A 22,999-nucleotide genomic window follows, 5' to 3' on the forward strand; every position below is an offset into this window, starting at 1 on the left:
ACTCTCCAGCCCCTCGTCCCTGAAATTGTCGGAGCCGGTGGTCGACTACCCGCTGTCGGCCGCCACGGCCGACAGCACGCCGGTGCAGGCCAACATGCTTGCGCGCGCGCGTGCGTTCGCGGAGCCGTTGATCGCCGATGAAACCCTGGACACCGGTGAAAACACCCTGGGCCATGCCGACGCGGTGGCCGCGATCGTGGCTGCGATGGGTGGCTCCGAAGCAATGCAGGCTGCGAGCTACCTGGTCTATTCGTGCCAGCACCTGAACCGGCCGCTGGAGGTGATCGCCAAGGTGTTTGGCGACAACTTTGCGGCGCTGGCGGTGGAGACCACCAAGCTGGTCTATGTGCAGAAGCAGACGCGCACCGCCGCGGCCGGCTCGCACACCGACGGTGCTGGCAACCAGACCGAGAACGTGCGCAAGATGCTCCTGGCGTTCTCGCGCGACCTGCGTGTGGTGATGCTGCGGCTCGCTTCGCGGCTGCAAACGCTGCGTCACGCGGCCGCGGCCAGGCAGCCGGTGGCCGAGAACGTGGCGCGCGAGTCGCTGCAGGTCTTCGCGCCGCTCGCCAACCGGCTCGGGATCTGGCAGGTCAAGTGGGAAATCGAAGACCTTTCCTTTCGCTTTCTCGAACCCGAAACCTACCAGCTGATTGCGCGGCTGCTTGACGAAAAGCGCACCGAGCGCGAAGGCCACATCGAGCAGTTGCGCTCGCAACTCGAGCAGGATCTGGCAAGCCAGGGCGTGCGTGCCAAAGTGCAGGGCCGCCCGAAGAACATCTACAGCATCGTCAAGAAGATGCGCGGCAAGTCGCTCGACTTCGCGCAGGTGTTCGACATCCTCGCGCTGCGCGTAATCGTGCAGGACGTGAAGGATTGCTACGCCGCGCTGGGCTGGGTGCATTCGCACTTTCAGCCGATCGACGAGGAGTTCGACGACTACATCGCCCGGCCCAAGGCAAACGGCTACCAGTCGCTGCACACCGTGGTGCGCGAAATGGCCGATGGCCGGGCCGGCAAGCCGATCGAGATCCAGATCCGCACCGAACAGATGCACGACCATGCCGAGCACGGTGTGGCCGCGCACTGGGCCTACAAGGAAGCCGGGCCCAAGGGCTACGCCGGCGTATGGGCCGGCGGCGAGTACGACGCCAAGATCGCGGTGCTGCGCCAGTTGCTGGCCTGGGAGCGCGATCTGTCGGACGGCCAGCAGGGCCAAGGGCTTTTCGACGACCGGATCTATGTCCTGACGCCGGACGCCGCGATCGTGGAACTGCCCCAGGGGGCCACTGCGGTCGACTTTGCCTACACCGTGCACACCAGCCTGGGCCATCGCTGCCGCGGCGCGCGCATCGACGGCGCCATGGTGCCGCTCAACACGCCGCTGCAGAACGGGCAAACCGTCGAGATCATCGCGGCCAAGGAAGGCGGCCCCTCGCGCGACTGGCTCAATGCCGAGCTGGGTTACCTGGCCAGCCACCGGGCGCGCGCCAAGGTACGCGCCTGGTTCAATGCGCAGGTCACGCACGAAACCGTGGCGCGCGGACGCGAGGCGGTCGAAAAGCTGCTGCAGCGCGAAGGAAAGACGGCGCTCAAGCTCGATGATCTCGCGTCGCGGCTCGGCTTCAAGTCGGCCGACGACCTGTTCGAGGTGGTGGGCAAGGACGAGTTCTCGTTGCGCAACATCGAGACGCTGCTGCGGCCGCCCGAACCGGCGCCGGGCCCCGACGACGGTGTGCTGATCCGGAAGTCCCGCGCGACCGAAAAGGGGGTGCAGGGCGGCGTACTGGTGGTCGGCGTGTCGTCGCTGATGACGCAGCTGGCCAAGTGCTGCCGGCCGGCGCCGCCCGACGCCATCGGCGGCTTCGTCACGCGCGGCCATGGCGTCAGCATCCATCGTGTCGATTGCAGCAATTTCCGCACGATGGTTTCGCAAAGCGCCGAGCGCGTGATCGAGGTCGAATGGGGCGCGAAGAAAGGCGAGGAGGGCGCGGTCTACGCAGTCGACGTGGCGGTCGAGGCGCTGGATCGCCAGGGCTTGTTGCGCGACATCTCCGAAGTGTTCGCACGCGAAAAGATGAACGTGATCGGCGTGCAGACCCAATCGGTGAAGGGCACCGCGTGGATGACCTTCACCATCGAAATCGCCGACGCGGCGCGGCTGGCGCAGGTTCTGCGCATCGTGGGCGGCGTAGACGGCGTACGCCACGCCCGCCGCCGTTGAGCGGAACGCTGCCAAACCACTGCTATAATCGCAGGCTGCACACATCAGGCCCATAGCTCAGCTGGTTAGAGCGCTTCCTTGACATGGAAGAGGTCGGCGATTCGAATTCGTCTGGGCCTACCAAACACATGAACAAAGCCACTCGTTAGAGTGGCTTTTTTTCTTGGCTCGACGATCGGGCTACGCCGTTCGTAGGTGGCGACAGTTGATCCAAATGTGTTAACTTGTGCGCCTGCCGTGACAACCCCGACCCCCATCGACCTCCTGCATCCGCCGCCGCTCGATCCGGCGGTCGAAGAGCTTCGGCTGGCGTCCCTGCAGCGCCAGGCGCCGCTCGAGTTTGCGCGCGTGGTGTATGGCCTGAACGACCGTGCCAGCGGGCGCGCCGGCACCATGGCGGCCGAAGAAGTGGCGCGCACGGTGCGTCAGGGCTCGCCGGTCACGCGGGAACGCGCCGAGCAGCGCGCCCGGGCCTACCTGCCCGTGGCCGGCCATGAGCACTGCCCGCGCTGCTGGGTTTTCAACGGCATCAAGAGTCCGCTGCATTACCGCGATGCGAACGACGAGCGCCCCGAAACCGCAACCTGCAAGGTCTGTGGCGCCGAATACACCAGTTCGCTGGAATAGCGCGGGTGCCGCCCGGCGCGGAAGGTTCCGGTCAGGGTAAACCTTGGCGCGATGCAGCAAAACCGCTCCCTAGAATGCCTCGGCGTGATCGCGTCCCCAAGTGAAGGAGTTCCATTGCAGAGCAAGAAAGTCGGCGCCAAGCCGGCCCTCCGGGTGATCAAGAAGTACCCGAACCGAAGGCTGTACGACACCGACACTTCGACCTACATCACGTTGGCCGAGGTCAAGCAACTGGTCATGTCGAAGGCGGCGTTCGTGGTTCGCGACGCCAAGTCCGGTGACGACCTGACGCGCAGCATCCTGCTGCAGATCATTCTGGAAGAAGAGGCCGGCGGCGCGCCGATGTTCACCGAGCAGGTGCTGGCCAGCATCATCCGTTTCTACGGCCAGGCGATGCAGAGCTACATGGGTCCCTACCTCGAAAAGAACATCCAGGCGATGACCGAGGTGCAGGCCCAGCTCAGCGAGAAGTCCGAAGGCCTGACGCCGGAGATGTGGTCGCACTTCATGACCATGCAGTCACCGGCGCTGCAGGGGCTGATGGGCAATTACGTCGAGCAGTCCAAGACCGTGTTCCTGCAGATGCAGGAACAAATGAAGAAGAACACCGAACAGGTTCTGGGCGCATTTGGCCTCAAGCGACCCTGAGGCCGGCTCCGGCTGCGATAGCTGGGACAATACGGGGATATGAGTGAAGTTGTCTCCCCCGAACGAACCGCGACCGCCGCGGCGCCCAAAGTGGGCTTTGTGAGCCTGGGCTGCCCCAAGGCCCTGACCGATTCCGAACTGATCCTGACCCGGCTGAGCGCCGAGGGCTACGAAACCTCGAAGACCTTCGAGGGCGCTGATCTCGTCATCGTCAACACCTGCGGCTTCATCGACGATGCGGTCAAGGAAAGCCTCGACACCATCGGCGAGGCGCTGGCCGCCAACGGCCGGGTGATCGTCACGGGCTGTCTCGGTGCCAAGGCGGGCGAAGACGGCGGCAACATGGTGCGCCAGATGCACCCGAGCGTGCTGGCCGTGACCGGCCCGCATGCGACGCAGGAGGTGATGGATGCCGTGCATGCCAACCTGCCCAAGCCGCACGACCCCTTCGTCGACCTGGTGCCCAACAGCTTCGGCATCGCGGGCCTGAAACTCACGCCGCGCCACTACGCCTACCTGAAGATCAGCGAGGGTTGCAATCACCGCTGCACCTTCTGCATCATCCCGTCGATGCGCGGCGACCTGGTGTCGCGGCCGATCGGCGATGTGTTGAACGAAGCCCGGGCGCTGTTCGAAGGCGGCGTGAAAGAGCTGCTGGTCATCAGCCAGGACACCTCGGCCTATGGCGTCGACACCAAGTACCGCATGGGTTTCTTCAACGGCAAGCCGGTCAAGACGCGCATGCTCGACCTGGTGCGCGAACTGGGCGAGATCGCCGAGCCCTACGGCGCCTGGGTGCGCTTGCACTATGTGTACCCTTACCCAAGCGTGGACGACGTGATTCCGCTGATGGCGAGCGGCCGGGTGCTGCCGTACCTGGACGTGCCGCTGCAGCACAGCCATCCGGCGGTGTTGAAGCGCATGAAACGGCCGGCCAGCGGTGAACGCAATCTCGAGCGCATCGCGAAATGGCGCGAGCTGTGTCCCGAGCTCGTGATCCGCAGCACGTTCATCGCGGGGTTCCCCGGCGAGACCGAGGAAGAGTTCGAGCATCTGCTCGATTTCATCCGCGAGGCCGGGATCGACCGCGCCGGTTGCTTTGCCTACAGCCCCGTCGCCGGTGCTGTGGCGAACGACATCCCGGGCATGTTGCCGGCAGCCGAGCGCGAAGCGCGCCGCGCCCGGTTCATGGAAGTGGCCGAGTCGGTGTCTATCGCGCGGTTGCGGCGACGCATCGGCGCAAGCATGCAGGTGCTGGTCGATTCGGCGCCGGGCATGGGTCGCAAGGGCGGGGTCGGTCGCAGCTATGCCGATGCGCCGGAGATCGACGGCGTGGTGCGGTTGCTGCCGCCCGAGAAGATCAGCAAGACGATGAAGGTCGGTGAGTTCACGCGCGCTCGCATCGTCGGCGCCGAGGGTCACGACCTCGTCGCGGTGCCGGTGTGAGAGTGCGTTGACACTGCAGCCCGGACAACAAAAAAGCCACCGGAGACCGGTGGCTTTGATCGAGAAATCCCGACAAGGGATTTATTTAAACTTGGTGCCCAGAAGAGGACTCGAACCTCCACGATGTTACTCGCTAGTACCTGAAACTAGTGCGTCTACCAATTCCGCCATCTGGGCCCACATGTTGCAAGAAGCTTGCAACGCGTTTTGAATTTCAGGAAAGAGAGAGATCATATCAAAAATAATGGCCACCCCAGCGGCTTGCTGGACGAGATTGAAGGAACGGTTCAAGGACATCGCGACGGGCACGGCTTCGTGCAGCGCGACGATGGTGAGGCCGACATCTATTTGCCCCCGAACGAGATGCGCGCGGTGCTGCACAAGGATCGCGTCAAGGCGCGCGTCGTGCGCCAGGATCGGCGCGGCCGGCCCGAGGGGCGTGTCGTCGAAATCATCGAGCGGCCGGAGCAGCCGATCATCGGCCGCCTGTTGCATGAAGGCGGCATCTGGCTCGTCGCCCCGGAAGACAAGCGCTACGGGCAGGACGTCCTGATTCCCAAGGGCGCGACCGGCACTGCGAAGGCGGGCCAGGTCGTGGTGGTGCAACTCACCGAACCGCCGGCACTGTTCGGCCAGCCCGTGGGCCGCGTGAAGGAAGTGCTCGGCGAGATCGACGACCCCGGCATGGAAATCGAGATCGCGGTGCGCAAGTACGGCGTGCCGCACGAATTTTCCGAGGCTGGCCTCGCCGAAGCGAAAGCGTTGCCGGACAAGGTGCGGCCGGCCGACAAGCGCGGCCGTGTCGACCTTACCGACGTGCCGCTGGTCACCATCGACGGCGAAGACGCACGCGACTTCGACGATGCCGTGTACTGCGAGCCGGCCAAGGTCGGCCGCGGCAAGGGCTGGCGACTGCTGGTCGCGATCGCCGACGTCAGCGCTTATGTGCAGACCGGCTCGCCGATTGACATCGATGCCTACGACCGCGCCACCAGCGTGTACTTCCCGCGCCGCGTGATTCCGATGCTGCCCGAGAAACTGTCGAACGGCCTGTGCTCGCTCAACCCCGAGGTCGAGCGCCTCTGCATGGTGTGCGACATGCTCGTGGCAGCCGATGGCGAGATCTACGCCTACCAGTTCTACCCGGCCGTGATGTTCAGCCACGCCCGCTTCACCTACACCGAAGTGGCGGCCATCCTTGGCAACACACGCGGCCCCGAGGCCGCCAAGCGCAAGGAACGCGTCAAGGACTTGCTGAACCTCTCCGACGTGTACAAGGCGCTGCTCAAGCAGCGTTCGCGTCGCGGCGCGGTGGACTTCGAAACCACCGAAACGCAGATCGTCTGCGACGACGCCGGCCGCATCGAGAAGATCGTGCCGCGCACGCGCAACGAGGCGCACCGGCTGATCGAGGAAGCGATGCTGGCGGCCAACGTCTGCAGCGCCGACTTCATCGCCGAAGGCAAGCACCCGGGCCTGTTCCGCGTGCACGAAGGCCCGACGACCGAGAAGAAGGAGGTGCTGCGCGGCTACCTCAAGGCGATGGGCGTGGGCCTCTCCATCACCGACGATCCGAAGCCCGGCGAATTCCAGGCGATCGCCGAAGCGACCAAGGAACGGCCCGACGCGCAGCAGATCCACACCATGCTGCTGCGCTCGATGAGTCAGGCGATCTACACGCCGATCAACAGCGGCCACTTCGGCCTGGCCTACGAGGCCTACACGCACTTCACCAGCCCGATCCGTCGCTACCCCGACCTGCTGGTGCACCGCGTGATCAAGGCGATCCTCAACAAGCAGAAGTACACGCTGCCGATATTGCCGACGCCGGGCGAAGCGCATGCCAAGCTGGCCAAGCGGCTCGCCTCGCGTGTCAAGTCGCCGACCAGCAAACCGCAAAAAGCCACCGTCGCACCCACCAAGGAAACGCTCGCCTGGGAAGCCGCCGGCCTGCATTGCAGCGCCAACGAACGGCGCGCCGACGAAGCCAGCCGCGACGTCGAGGCCTGGCTCAAGTGCAAGTACATGCGCGAGCACCTCGGCGAGGAATACGGCGGCGTGGTTAGTTCGGCCACGACCTTCGGCATCTTCGTCACGCTCGATGCGATGTACGTTGAAGGCCTGGTGCACATCACCGAACTCGGCGGCGAGTACTTCAAGTTCGACGAGATGCGCCAGGAGCTGCGCGGCGAGCGCACCGGCATCCGCTACGCCATCGGCACGCGCGTTCGCGTGCAGGTAAGCCGCGTCGACCTCGACGGCCGCAAGATCGATTTCCGCCTGATCCGCGAGGGTGATGACCTAGTGGCGCGTCCGGCGAAGGACAAGGGCGCTGCGCCCGGCAACGCAGGCGCCTCGCCCCGGGCATCGGGCAAGCGCCAGTCGCGGCCGCCGCATGCGCACAAGGAGAAAGACAAGGCCGAAGCCACCGCCGCGGTGGCCGCCGCCGAGCGCCCTGCGCAGCAAAGCGCGATGCAGGCGTTCAAGTCGGCGGTGAAGAAGGCCGCGAACAAGATGAAAGGGCGCAAGCCGCGCCGCCCCTGAACCCCTCTGACGGAAACACAAGAATGACTGCAGCAAACCCGAACCCGCGCATTGCGATCGTCACCGGTGCCGGCACCGGCATCGGGCGCTCCGCCGCACTGGCACTGCTGGCCGATGGCTGGAGCGTGGCACTGGCCGGGCGTCGCCCCGAGCCGCTCCAAACCGTGGCCGACGAATCGGGAGGCGGCGCGCGTGCATTCGCGGTGCCGACGGACGTAACAAACCCGGCCTCGGTGCAGGCCCTGTTCTCGGCGGTGGTCGATCGCTTCGGCCGGGTCGACCTGCTCTTCAATAACGCCGGCACGGGCAACCCGCCCGGCTTGATGGAGGACTGGACGCCCGAGCAGTGGAAGGGCGTGGTCGACATCAACCTCAACGGCATGTTCTATTGCCTGCAGCAGGCCTTCCGCACGATGAAGGCGCAGAGCCCGCGCGGCGGCCGCATCATCAACAACGGCTCGATTTCGGCCACTGCGCCGCGTCCGAATTCGGCCGCCTACACCGCCACCAAGCACGCGGTCGAAGGCTTGACCAAGACCGCCTCGCTCGATGGCCGCAAGTACGACATTGCGGTCGGCCAGATCGACGTCGGCAACGCGATGACCGCGATGGGCGGACGCATGGCGCAAGGCGTGCCGCAGGCCAGCGGCGAGATCGCGGTCGAGCCGGTGATGGACGTGGACATCGTCGGCCGTTCGGTGCTCTACATGGCGAGCCTGCCGCTCGAAGCCAACGTGTTGTTCCACACGGTGATGGCGACCAAGATGCCGTTCGTCGGCCGCGGCTGAAGCTGCCGCTCAGCGCCTGCCGCGCGCCAGTGCGCCGGCGGTGAGCGGCGCACTGGCCGGCCAGCGGTCGGCCCGGTTGCCGTGGTGCCAGACGGCGTCACGCGTTGCGTCGAGCGCGGGCAGCAACCCGCTTGCGAGCGCGGCACCGACCATGCCGGCCAGCACATCGCCGGTGCCCGCCGAAGCCAGGCGCGCATTGCCAGTTAGGTTGATAGAGGGCAGGGTGCCCGGCGCGGCTACTACCGTGCCTGAACCCTTGAGCACCACCACCGCGCCGAAACGGTTGGCAAGCTTTTGCGCCGAGCCGAGCCGGTCGGCCTGAACGGCGGCAGTGCCGATGTCGAGCAGCCGCGCGGCTTCGAGCGGATGCGGAGTGAGCACCGTAGACTGCCGGCGCCGTCCGCGTGCCGTCAGCAGCGTTTGCAAGCCGGGGTCGAGTGCGATCGCGTTCAGCGCGTCGGCATCGATCACCAGCCGTTGCGCAGTCGAGATCAGGCGCGGCAGCACGCCCCGCACAGCCGCGCCGCCGCCGCAGCCGCACACCACCGTCATCGCGCCGACATCCAGCGTGGCCGGGTCGCGCACCATGAGTTCGGGTTGCGAAGCGTCGAGGGCCACCTTGCTGTCGAGCAGGCCGGCAAACACCCGGCCTGCGCCTGCGTGCAGCGCCGCCGAGGCCGCCAGCAGCGCAGCGCCGGCCATGCCGGGTGCGCCGCCGATCACGGCCACGTCGCCGTAGCTGCCCTTGTGCGATGCCTCAAGCCGCAGGCGCGCAGCCGGTGCGCCCGCCAGACAGGCGACGGGCGCCGCATCGAAGGCGCTGCAGCCGAGATCGTCCAGCCACACTTCGCCAGCGGCATCGCGGCCCTGCGCCGTGAAAAGACCGGGCTTCAGCGTCAGAAGGCTCAGGCAAAAACGGGCGGCAGCGCCCGTCCCGCGGTCACCGGCTGCGGCGGTTTCCATCGCAGTGGCCCCGCTTTCGGCGTTCAGACTGGAGGGCACGTCGACGCTCAGCACAGGTGCAGCAGTGGCATGCATGCGTTGCAGCCAGTCGGCCATCGTGCCTTCGGGCGCGCGGCTGGCCCCGATGCCGAGCAGCGCATCGATCGCCAGATCCCACCGCTCGGGCGGCGCCTCGGCGAACGCCACGCCGGCGGCGCGTGCGCGTTGAAGCGAGGCCCGCGCGTCGGGCGGCGCATTGCCTTCATGACCCAGCCAAGTTACGACCGGCGCAAACCCGCGCTGCTGCAGTTGCGCCGCGGCCTCCAGTCCGTCGCCGCCGTTATTGCCCGGGCCGCAGGCAATCCACACGGTGCGCGCATGCGGCGCGATCGCCATCGCCAGGCGCGCAACCGCGAGCCCGGCGCGTTGCATCAAGGTATGGGGAGGTAGCGTCGCTGCCGCAGCGCGCTCGACGCGGCGCGTGGCTTCGATGCCGAAGAGCGATGCCGTGGTCGCCGGGGTGATGCGATGCATCGGCTCATTCTGACCGGACTTCAGCCGTCGCCGAGCAGGCGCTCCACGCCCAGGCCTTCGAGATCGACGCCCGGGTCGCGTCCGCCGAGCAGGTCGGCCAATACGCGTGCGCTGCCGCATGAGAGTGCCCAGCCGCTCGAGCCGTGGCCCAGGTTGAGCCAGACGCCGGGAACGCCGCTGCGGCCGATGATCGGTGGGCCGTCGGGCAGCATCGGCCGCGCGCCTTTCCATTGCTGCACGCCGGCCTGCAGCGTCGCTGCACCGGGGAACCAGTCGTGCAGCACTTTGTAGAGCGTCTGCAGCGCGGCCGGGTTGATCGCGTCGGGCGAGCCGCCGAGCTCCGCGCCGCCGGCCACGCGCACGCGCAGGCCGAGGCGCGAGATAGCGACCTTGTAGCGCTCGTCCATCACGGCGCTGCGGGGTGCGTTGAGCGGCTCGCGAATGTTGGCGCTGATCGAGTGGCCGTACACCGGGGCCAGCGGAATGCGCAGGCCCAGCGGGTTCAGGATGCGAGCCGAGTCGACACCGGCGCACACCACCACCGCGTCGAAGGTGTGGGGCTCCGAACCGGCCGCCAGCGAGATCGAGCGCGGTGCTGAGCGGCTTAGCGGCGCGATGTCGCAATTGAAGTGAAACTGCGCGCCGAGCGCCTCGGCCTCGCGCTTGAGCAGCAGCGCGAACTGGCGGCAGTTGCCGACCTCGTCGTCGGGCAGGTGGATCGCACCGCCGAGTTCGGTGTCGGTGCTCAGCGCGGGTTCGATCTTGCGCGCCTCGTCGGGGTCGAGCTCGTGAAAGGGGGTGCCGGCCGCGCGCAGCACGTCGAGGCCGGGCTGCACCAGCTTGAGTTCGCGTTTGGAGCGCAACAGCACCATGTAGCCGTCGCTGCGTTCGTAGCTGAGTTCGCGCGTCTCGGTGATTTCGTGCAGGCGAGTGCGGCTGTAGAACGCAAGGCGCTGCATGCGGGCGCGGTTGGCGAGATAGGTTTCGAGCTTGCAGGCGCGCTGCCAGCGGGCCATGAAGCCGATGTCGCGGCCACTGAGTGGCCAGCGCACCTTGATGGCGCCGTGCGTCGACAGCAGCGAACGCAGTACCTTGGCCCGCATGCCTGGTGCGGCCCACGGGGTGACGTAGCCCGGTGCGACGACGCCGGCGTTGGCAAAACTCGATTCTTCGGCTGCGGCGCCGCGGCGCTCGAACACCACGACTTCATGGCCGTCGCAGGCCAGCTCCCAGGCAGTGGTGACGCCGACGATGCCGGCGCCCACGATCGCGATTTTCATTGGATTCGGAAAGTCAGAAGAGGCGCGCAGTTTCGTGCGCCATGGGTCGAGGATAGACCACGCCTGCGCCGCCCGGCAGGCGGGCGCAGGGCACTATGCGTTCTGGAGCGCTTGTTCGACCTGCAGCGCCAGCGAAAGCACCACGTCGTCGTGCAGTGCGGCATGCCAGAGCATCATGCCGACGGGCAGGCCACCGCCGACCGGGCAGGGCAGCGATATCGCGCAGCCATCGAGCATGTTGACGACCGAGGGGTTGCGCAGCAACAGGCCGTTGACGCGGAAGAACTCGTCGTCGCGCTCGGCGCCCGGTGCCACGCCGGCGATCGGCGGCGCGGTGATCGGCACGGTGGGCGACAGCACCGCATCGAACGGTGCGAGCGCCGCCTCCATGCGCGCGATCCAGCCGCGCCGCGCCTGCACCAGGTCGATGTATTCGTGCGCCTTCATGGTGGCACCCTTGAGGATGCGCTGCGCCACGCGCGGGTCGTAGCCGGCGCCGCTGCGCTCCAGCAGCAACCGGTGCCAGGCGTAGGCCTCGGCGGCCGAGAAGCCGCCGGTCGCGTTGATCGAGGCCAGATCGGCCAGCGGGGGCAGGGTGATTTCCTCGATCCGGGCGCCGGCCGTACGCAACTGGCGCAAGGCGTTGTGAAAGGCCGTGTCGACCGGTGCCTCGATGCCATCGAAGAAGGTATTGGTGACCACCGCCAGCCGGTAGCTCGCCAGCGGCGCATCGGTGACGCCGACCCGGCGCGCCGCGAGGATTTCGTGCGCAGTCACCGCGTCGCGCACCGAACGTGTCATGGCGCAGACGGTGTCGAGCGTGGTCGACAGCGGCAGCGCGCCATCGGCCGGCACCAGCCGTGCGGTGCTCTTGAAGCCGACGATGCCGTTGAGCGCAGCCGGAATGCGGATCGAGCCGCCGGTGTCGGAGCCCAGGCCGATGAAGGCCGCACCCGTGGCAACCGAAACGGCCGCGCCCGACGACGAGCCGCCGGGGATTCGCGGCGTGGTCGCATCGGCCGCATTGGCCGGCGTGCCGTGGTGCGGGTTCACGCCGACGCCCGAAAAGGCAAACTCGCTCATGTTGGTCCGGCCGATCAGTGCGCCGCCGGCTTCGCGCAGTCGGGCCACCGCCACAGCGTCGGCGCGGGCGGCCGGCGCATGGCTCAGAACCTGCGAGCCGGCCGGGGTCGGCTGGCCTTCGATGTCGAACAGATCCTTGGCGGAAAAGGCGAGCCCGGCCAGCGGCAGTCCGGATCCGGCGCGCTCGGCCTCGGCGGCGGCCGCATCGAACAGCGGGCGAGTGAAGACATGGGCGCAGGCGGGCGATCGGGCTGCGGCTACGGAATGCGCCATCTCGGTGCGCGCGGAGGTCTGGCCCGCACGAAGCGCGAGTCGGGTGGCGTGGAGGTCTTGCATGGCCTGCATGCTATACTCCTTGGGTTTCGCTGACACGTCGCCATCCGGCGCCTTTCCCAGTGAAACGCATCCGCAAACCAGTCCATTCAAGGTGTTGCGCGTCGCCCGGATTCCGTTGGGTGGCCGCAAAAACGGGCTGGCTTTAAGACCTAACCTTTGGAGTTATTCCTATGTCGACCACCATGCGCGAAATGCTGGAAGCCGGTGTCCATTTCGGTCACCAAACCCGCTTCTGGAACCCCAAGATGGCCCCGTTCATCTTCGGCCATCGCAACAAGATCCACATCATCAACCTGGAAAAATCGCTTCCGATGTTCCAGGATGCGATGAAGTACGCCAAGCAACTCACGGCCAACCGCGGCACGATCCTGATGGTCGGCACCAAGCGCCAGGCCCGTGAAATCGTCGCTGCCGAAGCGCGCCGCGCCGGCGTGCCGTTCGTCGACACCCGCTGGCTCGGCGGCATGCTGACCAACTTCAAGACCGTCAAGACCTCGATCAAGCGTCTGAAGGACATGAAGGCCCAGCAAGAAGGCGGCCTCGATGCGCTCAGCAAGAAGGAGCAACTGACCTTCTCGCGCGAAATCGAAAAGCTCGAAAAGGACATCGGCGGCATCCAGGACATGACCGCGCTGCCCGACGCCATCTTCGTGATCGACGTGGGCTTCCACAAGATCGCCGTGGCCGAAGCCAAGAAGCTCGGCATCCCGCTGATCGGCGTGGTCGACTCGAACCACTCGCCGGAAGGCATCGACTACGTGATTCCGGGCAACGACGACTCGTCGAAGGCCGTCACGCTGTACGCCCGCGGCATCGCCGACGCGATCATCGAAGGCCGCAACAGCGCCACCGGTGACGTGGTCAAGGCCATTGCCGAAGGCAACAGCGACGAGTTCGTCGAAGTCGAAGAAGGCGCTTCCGCCTGAGTTGACGCGCCCGCGCGCCTGAAGAAGGGGCTTCGTTGCCCCTTTTTTTTAACCTGAATACTGAGAAAACCGGAGAAATCAAATGGCTGCAATCACCGCAAGCATGGTCGGCGAACTGCGCGCGAAGACTGACGCGCCCATGATGGAGTGCAAGAAGGCCTTGACCGAGGCCGACGGCAACATGGAAAAAGCCGAAGAGCTGCTGCGCATCAAGCTCGGCAACAAGGCCGGCAAGGCTTCGGCCCGCGTGACGGCTGAAGGCGTGGTCACCGCGTACGTCGACGGTGCCGCCGGCGGCATGATCGAAATCAACTGCGAAACCGACTTCGTCACCAAGAACGACAGCTTCCTGGCCATGGCCAAGGCCGCAGCCGAACTGGTCGCGAAAAACAACCCGGCCGACCTGGCCGCGCTGGGCGCCATCGCGTACACGCAGGACGGCTTCGGCCCCACGCTCGAAGACGTGCGCAAGGGCTTGATCGGCAAGATCGGCGAGAACATGAGCTTTCGCCGCTTCAAGCACTTCAACTCCGGCGCCAAGCTGGCGTCGTACCTGCACGGCACCCGCATCGGCGTCCTGGTGGAGTTCGAGGGCGACGACACCGCTGCCAAGGACGTGGCCATGCACATCGCCGCGATGAAGCCGGTCGCGCTGTCGACGGCCGACGTGCCGGCCGAGCTGATCGAGAAAGAACGCGCCGTGGCCGCGGGCAAAGCCGACGAAGACCGCAAGGTCGCCGAAGCCGCCGGCAAGCCGGTGCAGCCGCCCGAAATCGTCGCCAAGCGCGTCGAGGGCGGCGTGCAGAAGTTCCTGAAGGAAGTCTCGCTGCACAACCAGCCGTTCGTGAAGAACGACAAGCAGACCGTCGAGCAGATGCTCAAGGCCGCCGACACCTCGATCAAGAGCTTCACGATGTTCATCGTGGGCGAAGGCATCGAGAAGAAGGTCGACGACTTCGCTGCCGAGGTCGCAGCGCAGGTGGCTGCCGCCAAGGGCGAAAAGTCGCCCGCCTGAAGAACGACGCCGCCATCGCGGCGTCGTCGCTTTCACCCCGTACACTCGCCCCCGCCAACAACAAAAGGAAGTCTTTCATGCCCAACGCCCGCCCAGCCCACAAGCGCATCTTGTTGAAGCTGTCGGGTGAGGCGCTGATGGGCGACGACGCCTTCGGCATCAATCGCGCGACCATCGTGCGGATGGTGGAGGAGGTGGCGGAAGTGGTGAACATGGGCGTGGAGCTGGCCGTCGTGATTGGCGGCGGCAACATCTTTCGCGGAGTGGCTGGCGGTTCGGTGGGCATGGATCGCGCGACCGCCGACTACATGGGCATGCTGGCCACGGTGATGAATTCGCTGGCGCTGGCCGATGCCATGAACAAGCAGGGCCTCATTGCACGCGTGATGTCGGCCATCGCAATCGAGCAGGTGGTCGAGCCCTATGTGCGGCCCAAGGCGCTTCAATACCTCGAAGAGGGCAAGGTCGTGATCTTCGCAGCCGGAACCGGCAACCCGTTTTTCACGACCGACACGGCGGCCGCGCTGCGTGGCGCCGAGATCGGTGCCGAACTCGTGCTCAAGGCAACCAAGGTCGACGGCGTCTACAGCGCCGACCCCAAGAAAGACCCGACCGCCACACGCTATTCCTCGCTGACTTTCGACGAAGCGATTGCGCAGAATCTCGGCATCATGGACGCCACCGCCTTCGCGCTGTGCCGCGACCAGAAGCTGCCGATCAAGGTGTTCTCGATCTTCAAGAACGGTGCGCTCAAGCGAGTCGTGATGGGCGAGGACGAAGGCACGCTGGTGCACGCCTGAGGAGAATTGACAGATGACCATTGCAGACATCCGCACCGCGACCGACACCAAGATGACCCAGTCGCTCGCAGCCTTCCAGAACAACCTGACCAAGATCCGCACGGGTCGCGCCAATCCCGCGATCCTCGATTCGGTGCATGTCGACTACTACGGCTCGCAGGTGCCGCTGAGCCAGGTCGCCAACGTGGCCCTGCTCGACGCCCGCACGATCAGCATCCAGCCCTGGGAAAAGGGCATGGGCGCCAAGATCGAGAAGGCCATTCGCGAGAGTGACCTCGGCCTGAATCCCGCGTCGATGGGCGACCTGATTCGCGTGCCGATGCCGCCAATGAGCGAAGAGCGCCGCAAGGAAATGACCAAGCTGGTTCGCAACGAAGGCGAAGCCGCCAAGATCGCCACGCGCAACCTGCGCCGCGATGCGAACGAAGCGGTCAAGAAGCTGGTCAAGGACAAGCTCGCGTCGGAAGACGACCAGAAGCGCGCCGAAGCCGAGATCCAGAAGGTCACCGACCGACACATCGCGGACATCGACAAGATGGTCACGGCCAAAGAGGCCGAGATCATGGCCGTCTGATCTGCTGCGCATGACCGCTTCACCCGCCGTCCCTCATCACATTGCCATCGTGATGGACGGCAATGGCCGCTGGGCGACAAGGCGCTTCTTGCCGCGCGTGGCGGGTCACAAGCAGGGGGTGGAAGCACTGCGCCGTTGCGTCAAGGCCTGTGCCGACCGGGGCGTGGGTGTGCTCACGGTATTCGCCTTCTCGTCGGAGAACTGGAACCGCCCGGTCGAAGAGGTCTCGGGCCTGATGGATCTGATGGTCGGTGCGCTGGGCCGCGAGGTTCCGCGTCTGCGCGACGACGGCGTGCGCCTGCACTTCATCGGCGAGCGAGGCGGGCTGTCCGAGAAGATGACCGCGGGCCTGGTGCAGGCTGAGGCGGCCACCGCGCACAACACGCGGCTCGTGTTCAACGTCTGCTTCAACTACGGTGGCCGCTGGGACATCGCCCGTGCCGCAGCGCAGCTTGCCGCGCGCGGCGAAGCACTGACGGAAGCCAGCCTCGACCGTGCGATGGCACTCGCCCACGTGCCCGATCCCGACCTGTTCATACGCACCGGCGGCGAGCAGCGTCTGTCCAATTTCCTGCTCTGGCAGAGCGCCTATGCCGAACTGTTCTTCAGCGACAAGCTGTGGCCGGAGTTCGATGAAGCCGCGCTCGACGAAGCGATTGCCGCGTTCCGGCGACGTGAGCGCCGTTTCGGCCAGACTTCTGCGCAGCTTTCTTCGAGTGCGCAGCAACCGCGCCAGCTCGCCTGATTCCGGATGCTCAAGCAACGCATCATCACCGCGCTGGCCTTGCTGGCGATCTTGTTGCCGGCGCTGTTCTATCCCGGCTACGTGCCGTTCGCGGTCGTGATGCTGGTGCTGATCGGCGCCGCCGCGTGGGAATGGGGTCGTCTCAACGGGTACGGCTCGCGCATGTCGCTGTTTTTCGGCGCAGAGATGGTGCTGCTGTGCGCGCTGTCCTGGTGGCTCGGCCTGCTCGGTATGCAGCTGACCCTGGCCTGGGCGCTCGCCGGTGTCGTCTGGGTGCTCGGCGGCGCTGCACTGCTGCGGGTCGCGGTGCCCGGATGGCCACGCATTCCGAAGGCGCTGCGCCTGGTCGGTGGCCTGCTGGCGCTCTGGGTGGCCTGGTTGGCAGCCGTGCAGGCGCGCATGGTCGGCATCAACTTCCTGCTCTCGATCCTGTTGCTGGTATGGGTGGCCGACATATTCGCGTATTTCGCGGGGCGAGCCTTCGGCCTCAAGTTCACCCGGAGCAAGCTTGCGCCCGCAATCAGTCCCGGCAAAAGCTGGGAAGGGGTGTGGGGCGGCATGGCGGGTGTCGTGGTGCTGGCCTTGGCCTGGGCCTGGGCCGACGCAGCGCTGCAGGCTTCGGTGCCCAGTCTCTACAGCCGGCTCGCCGCACGCGGCTGGTGGCTGCTGGTGCTCGGAGTGATCTTCCTGGCCGCGATGAGCGTGGTCGGTGACCTGGTCGAATCGTTGATCAAGCGCAGTGCCGGCGCCAAGGACAGCAGCAACCTGTTGCCCGGTCACGGCGGCGTGCTGGACCGGATCGACGCGTTGCTGCCCGCGCTGCCGCTGGCGATGATGCTGGTGTCGTTGTGAACGAAGCACGCAGGCAACGCATCACCGTGCTCGGCTCGACCGGCTCGGTCGGCGTCAGCACGCTGGACGTGATCGCCCGGCACCCGGAGCGGTTCGAAATCTTTGCGCTCTCGGCTGCGACCAAGGTGGACGAATTGCTCGCCCAGTGCGCGCGCTTCAAGCCGCGCTATGCCGTCATGGCAAGCGCCCCCCATGCCGCTCAACTGGCTGAAAAGCTCAAGCAGAACAGCCTCGCCACGACGGTTCTGATTGCGCACGATGCATTGGAGGCGATTGCGTCGCATGAGGACGTCGACACGGTGATGGCGGCGATCGTCGGCGCCGCGGGTCTGGGTCCGTGCCTTGCAGCGGCGCGAAGCGGCAAGCGTCTGCTGCTGGCCAACAAGGAAGCGCTGGTGGTCGGCGGCGAACTGTTCATGCGCACCGTGCGTGAGGGCGGTGCGACATTGCTGCCGATCGACAGCGAGCATTCGGCGATCTTCCAGTCGTTGCCCGAAAACCCGGCGAGCTGGCCGCTGTGCGTGGACAAGATCATCCTGACCGCATCGGGCGGGCCGTTCCGTTCGCGCGCCCCCGGCACGCTCGGTGCCGTCACGCCCGAACAGGCCTGCGCCCATCCGAACTGGGTGATGGGCCGCAAGATCTCCGTCGATTCGGCCACGATGATGAACAAGGCGCTCGAGGTGATCGAGGCGCGGCATCTGTTCGGCGTAACGCCGGAGCAGATCGAGGTGGTGATTCATCCGCAGAGCGTGGTGCACTCGATGGTCGAGTTTCGCGACGGATCGGTCATGGCGCAGCTCGGCACGCCCGACATGCGCGTCCCCATCGCGGTCGGCCTGGCCTGGCCCGAGCGCGTCGAAAGCGGCGCACCGCGACTCGACTTCCGCAACATGGGGGCGCTGAGCTTCGAGCCGCCCGATGACGCGCGCTTTCCCGGCCTCGCGCTGGCCTGGGCTGCGCTGCGTGCTGCGCCCGGCACCACGGCCGTTCTGAACGCGGCCAACGAGATCGCCGTCGAGGCATTTCTGGCGCGCCGCCTTCGCTTCGACCGCATTCATGCGGTCAACCTTGAAACTTTGGCAGCGATCACGCCCTCCAAGCCCACATCGCTGGCCGACCTGCTGGCGCTCGACGCCGACGCGCGTGCGGCAGCCAATGCGGCGGCACTTCGGCTGGCCGCCTGAGCCGCTTGGTCGCATTACAGGGGAACCCGGATGCTCACTATCGTTGCCTTCATCGTTGCACTCGGGTTGCTGATCGCGGTGCACGAATACGGCCACTACCGCGTGGCGGTAGCGTGCGGCGTCAAGGTGCTGCGGTTCTCGGTCGGATTCGGCAAACCCTTGTTGACCTGGCGGCCAAAGCGTCCGCGCCCGGGGCAGGACACCGAGTTCGTGATTGGCGCCTTCCCTTTCGGCGGCTACGTCAAGATGCTGGACGAGCGCGAGGCGCCGGTCGCGCCTGAAGAGCGGCACCGTGCCTTCAACACCCAGCGCCTGGGCGCGCGCGCGGCCATCGTGGCCGCCGGTCCGATCGCCAACCTGCTGCTGGCGGTGGTGCTTTACACACTGGTCAACTGGATTGGTGTGCAGGAGCCGGTCGCCAGGCTCGCGCGGCCGGTTGCGGCTTCGCTGGCCGAGCAGGCCGGCTTGCGTGGCGGCGAGCAAATCGATGCGGCCGCCTACACGGGTGATGCGCTGGAACCCGTTCAGTCGTTCGAGGACCTGCGCTGGCGCATGACCCGTGCCGCGCTCGACGGCCACGATCTGCAGCTCGAAATTGCGGGCGAGGGCGGCCGGCCTTCCCGGGTGCTGGTGCTGCCATTGAGCCGCATCGAGGCCAAGGACGCCGATGCCCAGCTGTTTCGAAAGATCGGTGTTGTCGCGCCGCTGACGCGACCCGAGATCGGCGAATTGGTGGCGGGCGGTGCCGGCGAAAAAGCCGGCCTCCAGCGCGGCGACCTGGTGCGTTCGGTCGGTGGCGCTGCCATCGTCGACGGGCAGCAGTTGCGTGAGGTAATCCGTGCGTCGGTCGACGGCGACAAGGCGCGCACCCAGCCGTGGCTGATCGAGCGCCTCGGTCGCAGTCTCACGATCGAGGTCACGCCCGAGGTACGCGAAGAAGGCCAGCTCAAGGTCGGGCGTATCGGCGCTTACGTCGGCGCCCCGCCCGACATGGTGACCGTGCGTCAGGGCCCGGTGGATGGGGTCTGGCGTGGTGTCGTGCGAACCTGGGAAGTGTCGGCACTGACCGTGCGCATGATGGGCAAGATGGTGATCGGCGAGGCTTCGCTGAAAAACCTCAGCGGCCCACTCACGATCGCCGATTACGCCGGCAAGTCGGCCAGCATGGGCTTCACGCAATACCTGGTGTTTCTGGCCCTGATCAGCGTCAGCCTTGGCGTGCTGAACCTGATGCCGCTGCCCGTCCTCGATGGGGGGCACCTGATGTATTATCTTTGGGAGGGCCTGACCGGCAAAAGCGTCTCCGACGCATGGATGGAACGGTTTCAGCGCGGAGGGGTCGCATTGCTGCTTGTCATGATGTCGATCGCACTCTTCAACGACGTCACGCGGCTCTTTGGTTAACTATCTGCCGGCCCTTTGCGCGCCGGCTCAATTCACAGATGAACAAAACAAACAGTCGCTTCCGTATGCGTAGCGTGGTCGCTCTGGTAGCGAGCGCCTTGGCCGCCACGGCTGCGTGGGCCGTAGAGCCCTTCACGGTGCGCGACATTCGCGTCGAAGGCCTGCAACGGGTGGAGCCCGGCACCATCTTCGCCTCGCTGCCGTTTCGCGTGGGCGACACCTACAACGACGAGCGCGGCTCGGCCGCCATCCGTGCGCTGTTCGACCTGGGCCTGTTCAAGGACGTGCGCATCGACGTCAGCGGCAACGTGCTGGTGGTGATCGTGGAGGAGCGCCCCACCATTGCCGAGGTCGACTTCGCCGGCACCAAGGAATTCGACAAGGCCGCCCTGCAAAAGGCGCTGCGCGAAGTGGGCCTGGCCGAAGGCCGCCCCTACGACAAGGCGCTGGCCGACCGCGCCGAGCAGGAGCTCAAGCGCCAGTACATCAGCCGCAGCCTCTACAACGCCCAGATCGTTACCACCGTCACCCCGTCCGAGCGCAACCGCGTCAACCTCACCTTCTCGGTGACCGAGGGCGACTCCGCGCGCATCCGCGAAGTCAAGATCGTGGGCAACCAGGCCTTCAGCGAATCCACGCTGCTGGGCCTGTTCGACCAGGACGCGGGCGGCTGGCTGGCCTGGTACACCAAGTCCAACCAGTACTCGCGCGCCAAGCTCAATGCCGACCTGGAGACGCTGCGCTCCTACTACATCACGCGCGGCTACCTGGAATTCCGGGTCGATTCGACCCAGGTCGCGATCTCGCCCGACCGCCAGGATCTGTCGGTCACCGTCAACATCACCGAAGGCCAGAAGTTCACCGTCTCGGGCGTCAAGCTGGAGGGCAACTACCTCGGGCGCGACGACGAGTTCAAGTCGCTGGTGACCATCAAGCCGGGCGAGCCCTACAACGGCGAGCAGGTAACCGAGACCACCAAGGCCTTCACGGACTACTTCGGCACCTTCGGCTATGCGTTCGCGAAGGTACAGGCCAAGCCCGAGGTCGACCGCGGCAACAACACGGTGGCCATGAACCTGGTGGCCGAGCCGTCGCGGCGCGTGTACGTGCGCCGCGTGATCGTGGGCGGCAACAACCGCACGCGCGACGAAGTGATCCGCCGCGAGTTCCGCCAGTACGAGGCCTCCTGGTACGACGGCGACAAGATCAAGCTGTCGCGCGACCGGGTCGACCGGCTGGGGTTCTTCACGGAAATCACTGTCGACACGCAGGAAATCTCCGGCACGCCCGACCAGGTCGACCTGGCCATCAACGTGACCGAGAAACCCACCGGAACGTTGCAGCTCGGCGCCGGCTTCTCGAGCTCCGAGAAGGTGTCGCTGTCGTTCGGCATTTCGCAGGAGAACGTCTTCGGTTCCGGCAACTACCTGGGCCTGCAGGTCAATACCAGCAAGTACGCGCGCACGATTTCGCTCACGACCACCGATCCTTATTTCACCAAGGACGGTATCTCGCGCACGATCAGCCTGTACCACACGACGACCCGCCCGTACTACACGACGGACGGCGACTACAAGCTGGTCAACGAAGGCGGCAGCATTCGCTTCGGCGTGCCATTCAGCGAGGTCGACACGATTTTCTTCGGAGCCGGCCTCGAGCGCTACCGCTTCGATCCGGGTCGCGGCAGTTACGTGCTGAATCCGCTGTCCGGCTTCGTGCTCTTCCAGTCGCCCACGCCGCAGTCGTACCGTGACTATTTCGGCTGCACTACAGGCAGCGACAGCATTGTTTCGTGCAGCAAGGACAGCGTGTGGGGCATTCCGCTTACCGTGGGCTGGTCGCGCGACGACCGCGACAGCGCATTGGTGCCGACCAGGGGCCGGCTGCAGCGCGCCAACCTCGAAGTGGGCGTTGGCGGCGACATGAAGTACGTCAAGACCAGCTACCAGTACCAGCAGTTCTTCCCGATCACCAAGCAGTACACCTTTGCCATCAACGGCGAAGTCGGCTACGGCCGGGCTTACGGCAGCAATGTCTACCCAATCTTCAAGAACTTCTATGCTGGTGGTCTCGGCTCGATCCGGGGATTCGAGCAGAACTCGTTGGGGCCGAAGGACGTGCCGCTCCTGGGCCAGACGCAGGGCGCAGCCATCGGCGGCAACAAGAAGGCAATCTTCAACGCCGAGCTCAGCACGCCGTTCCCGGGCGCCGGCAACGACCGCACGCTGCGTCTCTACGGCTTCTTCGACGCCGGCAATGTGTTCGGCGACCGCTCCCCCTACACCTCCGACGCGCAATGGAAGGCACAGAAAAAGATCCGTGCGTCCGTTGGTATCGGCATCAGCTGGATCTCGCCGCTCGGCCCGCTGCGGCTCGCCTATGCGGTGCCGATCAAGCAGCAAAAGGAAGTCCTGGATCCCAACAACCCGTACCTGCCATTGGTAGCCGGGGATAGAATTCAGCGCATCCAATTCCAGATCGGAACCTCTTTCTGATGACTTTCCTGTTTCGTGCCGCAGGCGCGTTCCTGATCCCCGTATTCGCGCTGTGCGCCGCGCCCGCCCAGGCGCAGCAAGAGACATTTCGCGTCGGCTTCGTGAATCCGGATCGCGTGTTGCGCGAGGCCCAGACCGCGAAGGCCGCGCAGGCCAAGCTCGAAGCCGAGTTCGCCAAGCGTGAAAAGGATCTGCAGGGCCAGGGCGAGGCGCTCAAGGCTGCCTCCGACAAGTTCGAACGCGAAGCGCCGACGCTGTCGGAAACCCAGCGTGCGACGCGCCAGCGCCAACTGGTCGACCAGGATCGCGAATTCCAGCGCAAGCGCCGCGAGTTCCAGGAAGACCTGAACGCGCGCAAGAACGAAGAATTGCAGGCCGTCTACGAGCGCGCCAACCGCGTGGTCAAGCAGGTTGCCGAGGCCGAGAAATACGACGCGATCCTGCAGGAAGCGATCTACATCAATCCCAAGCACGACATCACCGACAAGGTGATCAAGGCGCTCAACGCGTCGACGTCCGCAGGCAACGCCAAGTAAGGCCGCGACCGGT

Annotated in this window: 19 protein-coding genes and 2 tRNA genes; 17 read left to right on the forward strand and 4 right to left on the reverse strand. The window is 66.0% G+C overall.

The window, feature by feature from the left end; genetic code table 11:
• Positions 1 to 19 precede the first annotated feature (19 nt).
• The 5 genes from ACSFA8_RS13510 (at position 20) to rimO (ending at position 4,945) form a co-directional block, all read left to right on the forward strand.
• Positions 20 to 2,224 carry a RelA/SpoT family protein gene (locus ACSFA8_RS13510; RefSeq protein WP_435480217.1) on the forward strand — a complete coding sequence of 735 codons (2,205 nt, stop codon included), beginning with the start codon at positions 20 to 22 and terminating at the stop codon, positions 2,222 to 2,224.
• A 46-nt stretch (positions 2,225 to 2,270) separates the two neighbouring features.
• Positions 2,271 to 2,347, forward strand: a tRNA-Val gene (locus ACSFA8_RS13515).
• Between the two features lie 114 nt (positions 2,348 to 2,461).
• The gene (locus ACSFA8_RS13520) at positions 2,462 to 2,851 is read left to right on the forward strand and encodes a hypothetical protein (protein WP_435480027.1); all 390 of its coding nucleotides are present in this window, start codon (positions 2,462 to 2,464) and stop codon (positions 2,849 to 2,851) included.
• A gap of 114 nt (positions 2,852 to 2,965) precedes the next feature.
• Entirely contained in the window at positions 2,966 to 3,499 is a 534-nt protein-coding gene (phaR, locus tag ACSFA8_RS13525) for a polyhydroxyalkanoate synthesis repressor PhaR (RefSeq protein WP_435480028.1), read from the forward strand.
• 39 nt (positions 3,500 to 3,538) lie between these two features.
• Entirely contained in the window at positions 3,539 to 4,945 is a 1,407-nt protein-coding gene (rimO, locus tag ACSFA8_RS13530; RefSeq protein ID WP_435480029.1) for a 30S ribosomal protein S12 methylthiotransferase RimO, read from the forward strand.
• Between the two features lie 92 nt (positions 4,946 to 5,037).
• Here the strand turns inward: rimO and ACSFA8_RS13535 are convergent.
• Positions 5,038 to 5,122 (reverse strand) — tRNA-Leu (locus ACSFA8_RS13535).
• Between the two features lie 84 nt (positions 5,123 to 5,206).
• On the opposite strand from ACSFA8_RS13535, the gene rnr reads away from it, so the two are divergent.
• Together rnr and ACSFA8_RS13545 are read left to right on the forward strand one after the other, a co-directional pair.
• On the forward strand, positions 5,207 to 7,489 hold the full coding sequence (gene rnr / locus ACSFA8_RS13540; RefSeq protein WP_435480030.1) for a ribonuclease R: 2,283 nt from the start codon (positions 5,207 to 5,209) through the stop codon (positions 7,487 to 7,489).
• A gap of 23 nt (positions 7,490 to 7,512) precedes the next feature.
• A complete protein-coding gene (locus ACSFA8_RS13545) occupies positions 7,513 to 8,277 on the forward strand; it encodes an SDR family oxidoreductase (RefSeq protein WP_435480031.1) in 765 nt (254 codons plus the stop codon).
• A 9-nt stretch (positions 8,278 to 8,286) separates the two neighbouring features.
• Here ACSFA8_RS13545 and ACSFA8_RS13550 read toward each other — a convergent pair whose 3' ends face one another.
• The 3 genes from ACSFA8_RS13550 to ACSFA8_RS13560 form a co-directional block, all read right to left on the reverse strand.
• A complete protein-coding gene (locus ACSFA8_RS13550) occupies positions 8,287 to 9,753 on the reverse strand; it encodes an NAD(P)H-hydrate dehydratase (protein WP_435480032.1) in 1,467 nt (488 codons plus the stop codon).
• 20 nt (positions 9,754 to 9,773) lie between these two features.
• Positions 9,774 to 11,033 (reverse strand): D-amino acid dehydrogenase, encoded by a 1,260-nt coding sequence (locus tag ACSFA8_RS13555; protein WP_435480033.1) that lies wholly within the window; start codon positions 11,031 to 11,033, stop codon positions 9,774 to 9,776.
• A gap of 93 nt (positions 11,034 to 11,126) precedes the next feature.
• Complete coding sequence (locus ACSFA8_RS13560; protein WP_435480218.1) at positions 11,127 to 12,452, reverse strand: amidase; 1,326 nt, start codon at positions 12,450 to 12,452, stop codon at positions 11,127 to 11,129.
• A 170-nt stretch (positions 12,453 to 12,622) separates the two neighbouring features.
• Here ACSFA8_RS13560 and rpsB point away from each other — a divergent pair, with 170 nt between their 5' ends.
• The 10 genes from rpsB (at position 12,623) to ACSFA8_RS13610 (ending at position 22,986) form a co-directional block, all read left to right on the forward strand.
• Positions 12,623 to 13,378 carry a 30S ribosomal protein S2 gene (gene rpsB, locus ACSFA8_RS13565; protein ID WP_286543485.1) on the forward strand — a complete coding sequence of 252 codons (756 nt, stop codon included), beginning with the start codon at positions 12,623 to 12,625 and terminating at the stop codon, positions 13,376 to 13,378.
• Positions 13,379 to 13,460: 82 nt separating this feature from the next.
• On the forward strand, positions 13,461 to 14,393 hold the full coding sequence (gene tsf / locus ACSFA8_RS13570) for a translation elongation factor Ts (protein WP_435480034.1): 933 nt from the start codon (positions 13,461 to 13,463) through the stop codon (positions 14,391 to 14,393).
• Between the two features lie 77 nt (positions 14,394 to 14,470).
• Complete coding sequence (gene pyrH, locus ACSFA8_RS13575) at positions 14,471 to 15,193, forward strand: UMP kinase (RefSeq protein ID WP_435480035.1); 723 nt, start codon at positions 14,471 to 14,473, stop codon at positions 15,191 to 15,193.
• A gap of 13 nt (positions 15,194 to 15,206) precedes the next feature.
• Positions 15,207 to 15,767: a ribosome recycling factor gene (gene frr / locus ACSFA8_RS13580; protein WP_435480036.1), complete on the forward strand. Its 561-nt coding sequence runs from the start codon at positions 15,207 to 15,209 to the stop codon at positions 15,765 to 15,767.
• A 10-nt stretch (positions 15,768 to 15,777) separates the two neighbouring features.
• The gene (uppS, locus tag ACSFA8_RS13585; RefSeq protein WP_435480037.1) at positions 15,778 to 16,512 is read left to right on the forward strand and encodes a polyprenyl diphosphate synthase; all 735 of its coding nucleotides are present in this window, start codon (positions 15,778 to 15,780) and stop codon (positions 16,510 to 16,512) included.
• 6 nt (positions 16,513 to 16,518) lie between these two features.
• Positions 16,519 to 17,364: a phosphatidate cytidylyltransferase gene (locus tag ACSFA8_RS13590; RefSeq protein ID WP_435480038.1), complete on the forward strand. Its 846-nt coding sequence runs from the start codon at positions 16,519 to 16,521 to the stop codon at positions 17,362 to 17,364.
• A complete protein-coding gene (ispC, locus tag ACSFA8_RS13595; RefSeq protein WP_435480039.1) occupies positions 17,361 to 18,551 on the forward strand; it encodes a 1-deoxy-D-xylulose-5-phosphate reductoisomerase in 1,191 nt (396 codons plus the stop codon). Before ACSFA8_RS13590 ends, ispC begins: the two co-directional genes overlap by 4 nt.
• 30 nt (positions 18,552 to 18,581) lie before the next feature.
• Complete coding sequence (gene rseP / locus ACSFA8_RS13600; RefSeq protein WP_435480040.1) at positions 18,582 to 19,955, forward strand: RIP metalloprotease RseP; 1,374 nt, start codon at positions 18,582 to 18,584, stop codon at positions 19,953 to 19,955.
• A gap of 38 nt (positions 19,956 to 19,993) precedes the next feature.
• Positions 19,994 to 22,450, forward strand: a complete 2,457-nt coding sequence (bamA, locus tag ACSFA8_RS13605) for an outer membrane protein assembly factor BamA (RefSeq protein WP_435480041.1) — start codon at positions 19,994 to 19,996, stop codon at positions 22,448 to 22,450.
• A complete protein-coding gene (locus tag ACSFA8_RS13610) occupies positions 22,450 to 22,986 on the forward strand; it encodes an OmpH/Skp family outer membrane protein (protein ID WP_435480042.1) in 537 nt (178 codons plus the stop codon). The genes bamA and ACSFA8_RS13610 overlap by 1 nt, the downstream gene beginning before the upstream one ends.
• Positions 22,987 to 22,999: the final 13 nt, after the last annotated feature.

The organism is Variovorax nitratireducens, assembly GCF_051216545.1.
Lineage (GTDB): Bacteria > Pseudomonadota > Gammaproteobacteria > Burkholderiales > Burkholderiaceae_C > Variovorax.

Bases quoted from the DNA above. Each gene is read 5' to 3' on its own strand.
- ACSFA8_RS13560 (WP_435480218.1), bottom strand. From the start codon at position 12,452: ATGCAAGACCTCCACGCCACCCGACTCGCGCTTCGTGCGGGCCAGACC.
- ACSFA8_RS13555 (WP_435480033.1), bottom strand. From the start codon at position 11,033: ATGAAAATCGCGATCGTGGGCGCCGGCATCGTCGGCGTCACCACTGCC.
- ACSFA8_RS13610 (WP_435480042.1), top strand. From the start codon at position 22,450: ATGACTTTCCTGTTTCGTGCCGCAGGCGCGTTCCTGATCCCCGTATTC.
- ACSFA8_RS13590 (WP_435480038.1), top strand. From the start codon at position 16,519: ATGCTCAAGCAACGCATCATCACCGCGCTGGCCTTGCTGGCGATCTTG.
- pyrH (WP_435480035.1), top strand. From the start codon at position 14,471: ATGCCCAACGCCCGCCCAGCCCACAAGCGCATCTTGTTGAAGCTGTCG.
- rimO (WP_435480029.1), top strand. From the start codon at position 3,539: ATGAGTGAAGTTGTCTCCCCCGAACGAACCGCGACCGCCGCGGCGCCC.
- rseP (WP_435480040.1), top strand. From the start codon at position 18,582: ATGCTCACTATCGTTGCCTTCATCGTTGCACTCGGGTTGCTGATCGCG.
- ACSFA8_RS13545 (WP_435480031.1), top strand. From the start codon at position 7,513: ATGACTGCAGCAAACCCGAACCCGCGCATTGCGATCGTCACCGGTGCC.
- tsf (WP_435480034.1), top strand. From the start codon at position 13,461: ATGGCTGCAATCACCGCAAGCATGGTCGGCGAACTGCGCGCGAAGACT.
- rpsB (WP_286543485.1), top strand. From the start codon at position 12,623: ATGTCGACCACCATGCGCGAAATGCTGGAAGCCGGTGTCCATTTCGGT.
- bamA (WP_435480041.1), top strand. From the start codon at position 19,994: ATGAACAAAACAAACAGTCGCTTCCGTATGCGTAGCGTGGTCGCTCTG.
- ACSFA8_RS13550 (WP_435480032.1), bottom strand. From the start codon at position 9,753: ATGCATCGCATCACCCCGGCGACCACGGCATCGCTCTTCGGCATCGAA.
- frr (WP_435480036.1), top strand. From the start codon at position 15,207: ATGACCATTGCAGACATCCGCACCGCGACCGACACCAAGATGACCCAG.
- uppS (WP_435480037.1), top strand. From the start codon at position 15,778: ATGACCGCTTCACCCGCCGTCCCTCATCACATTGCCATCGTGATGGAC.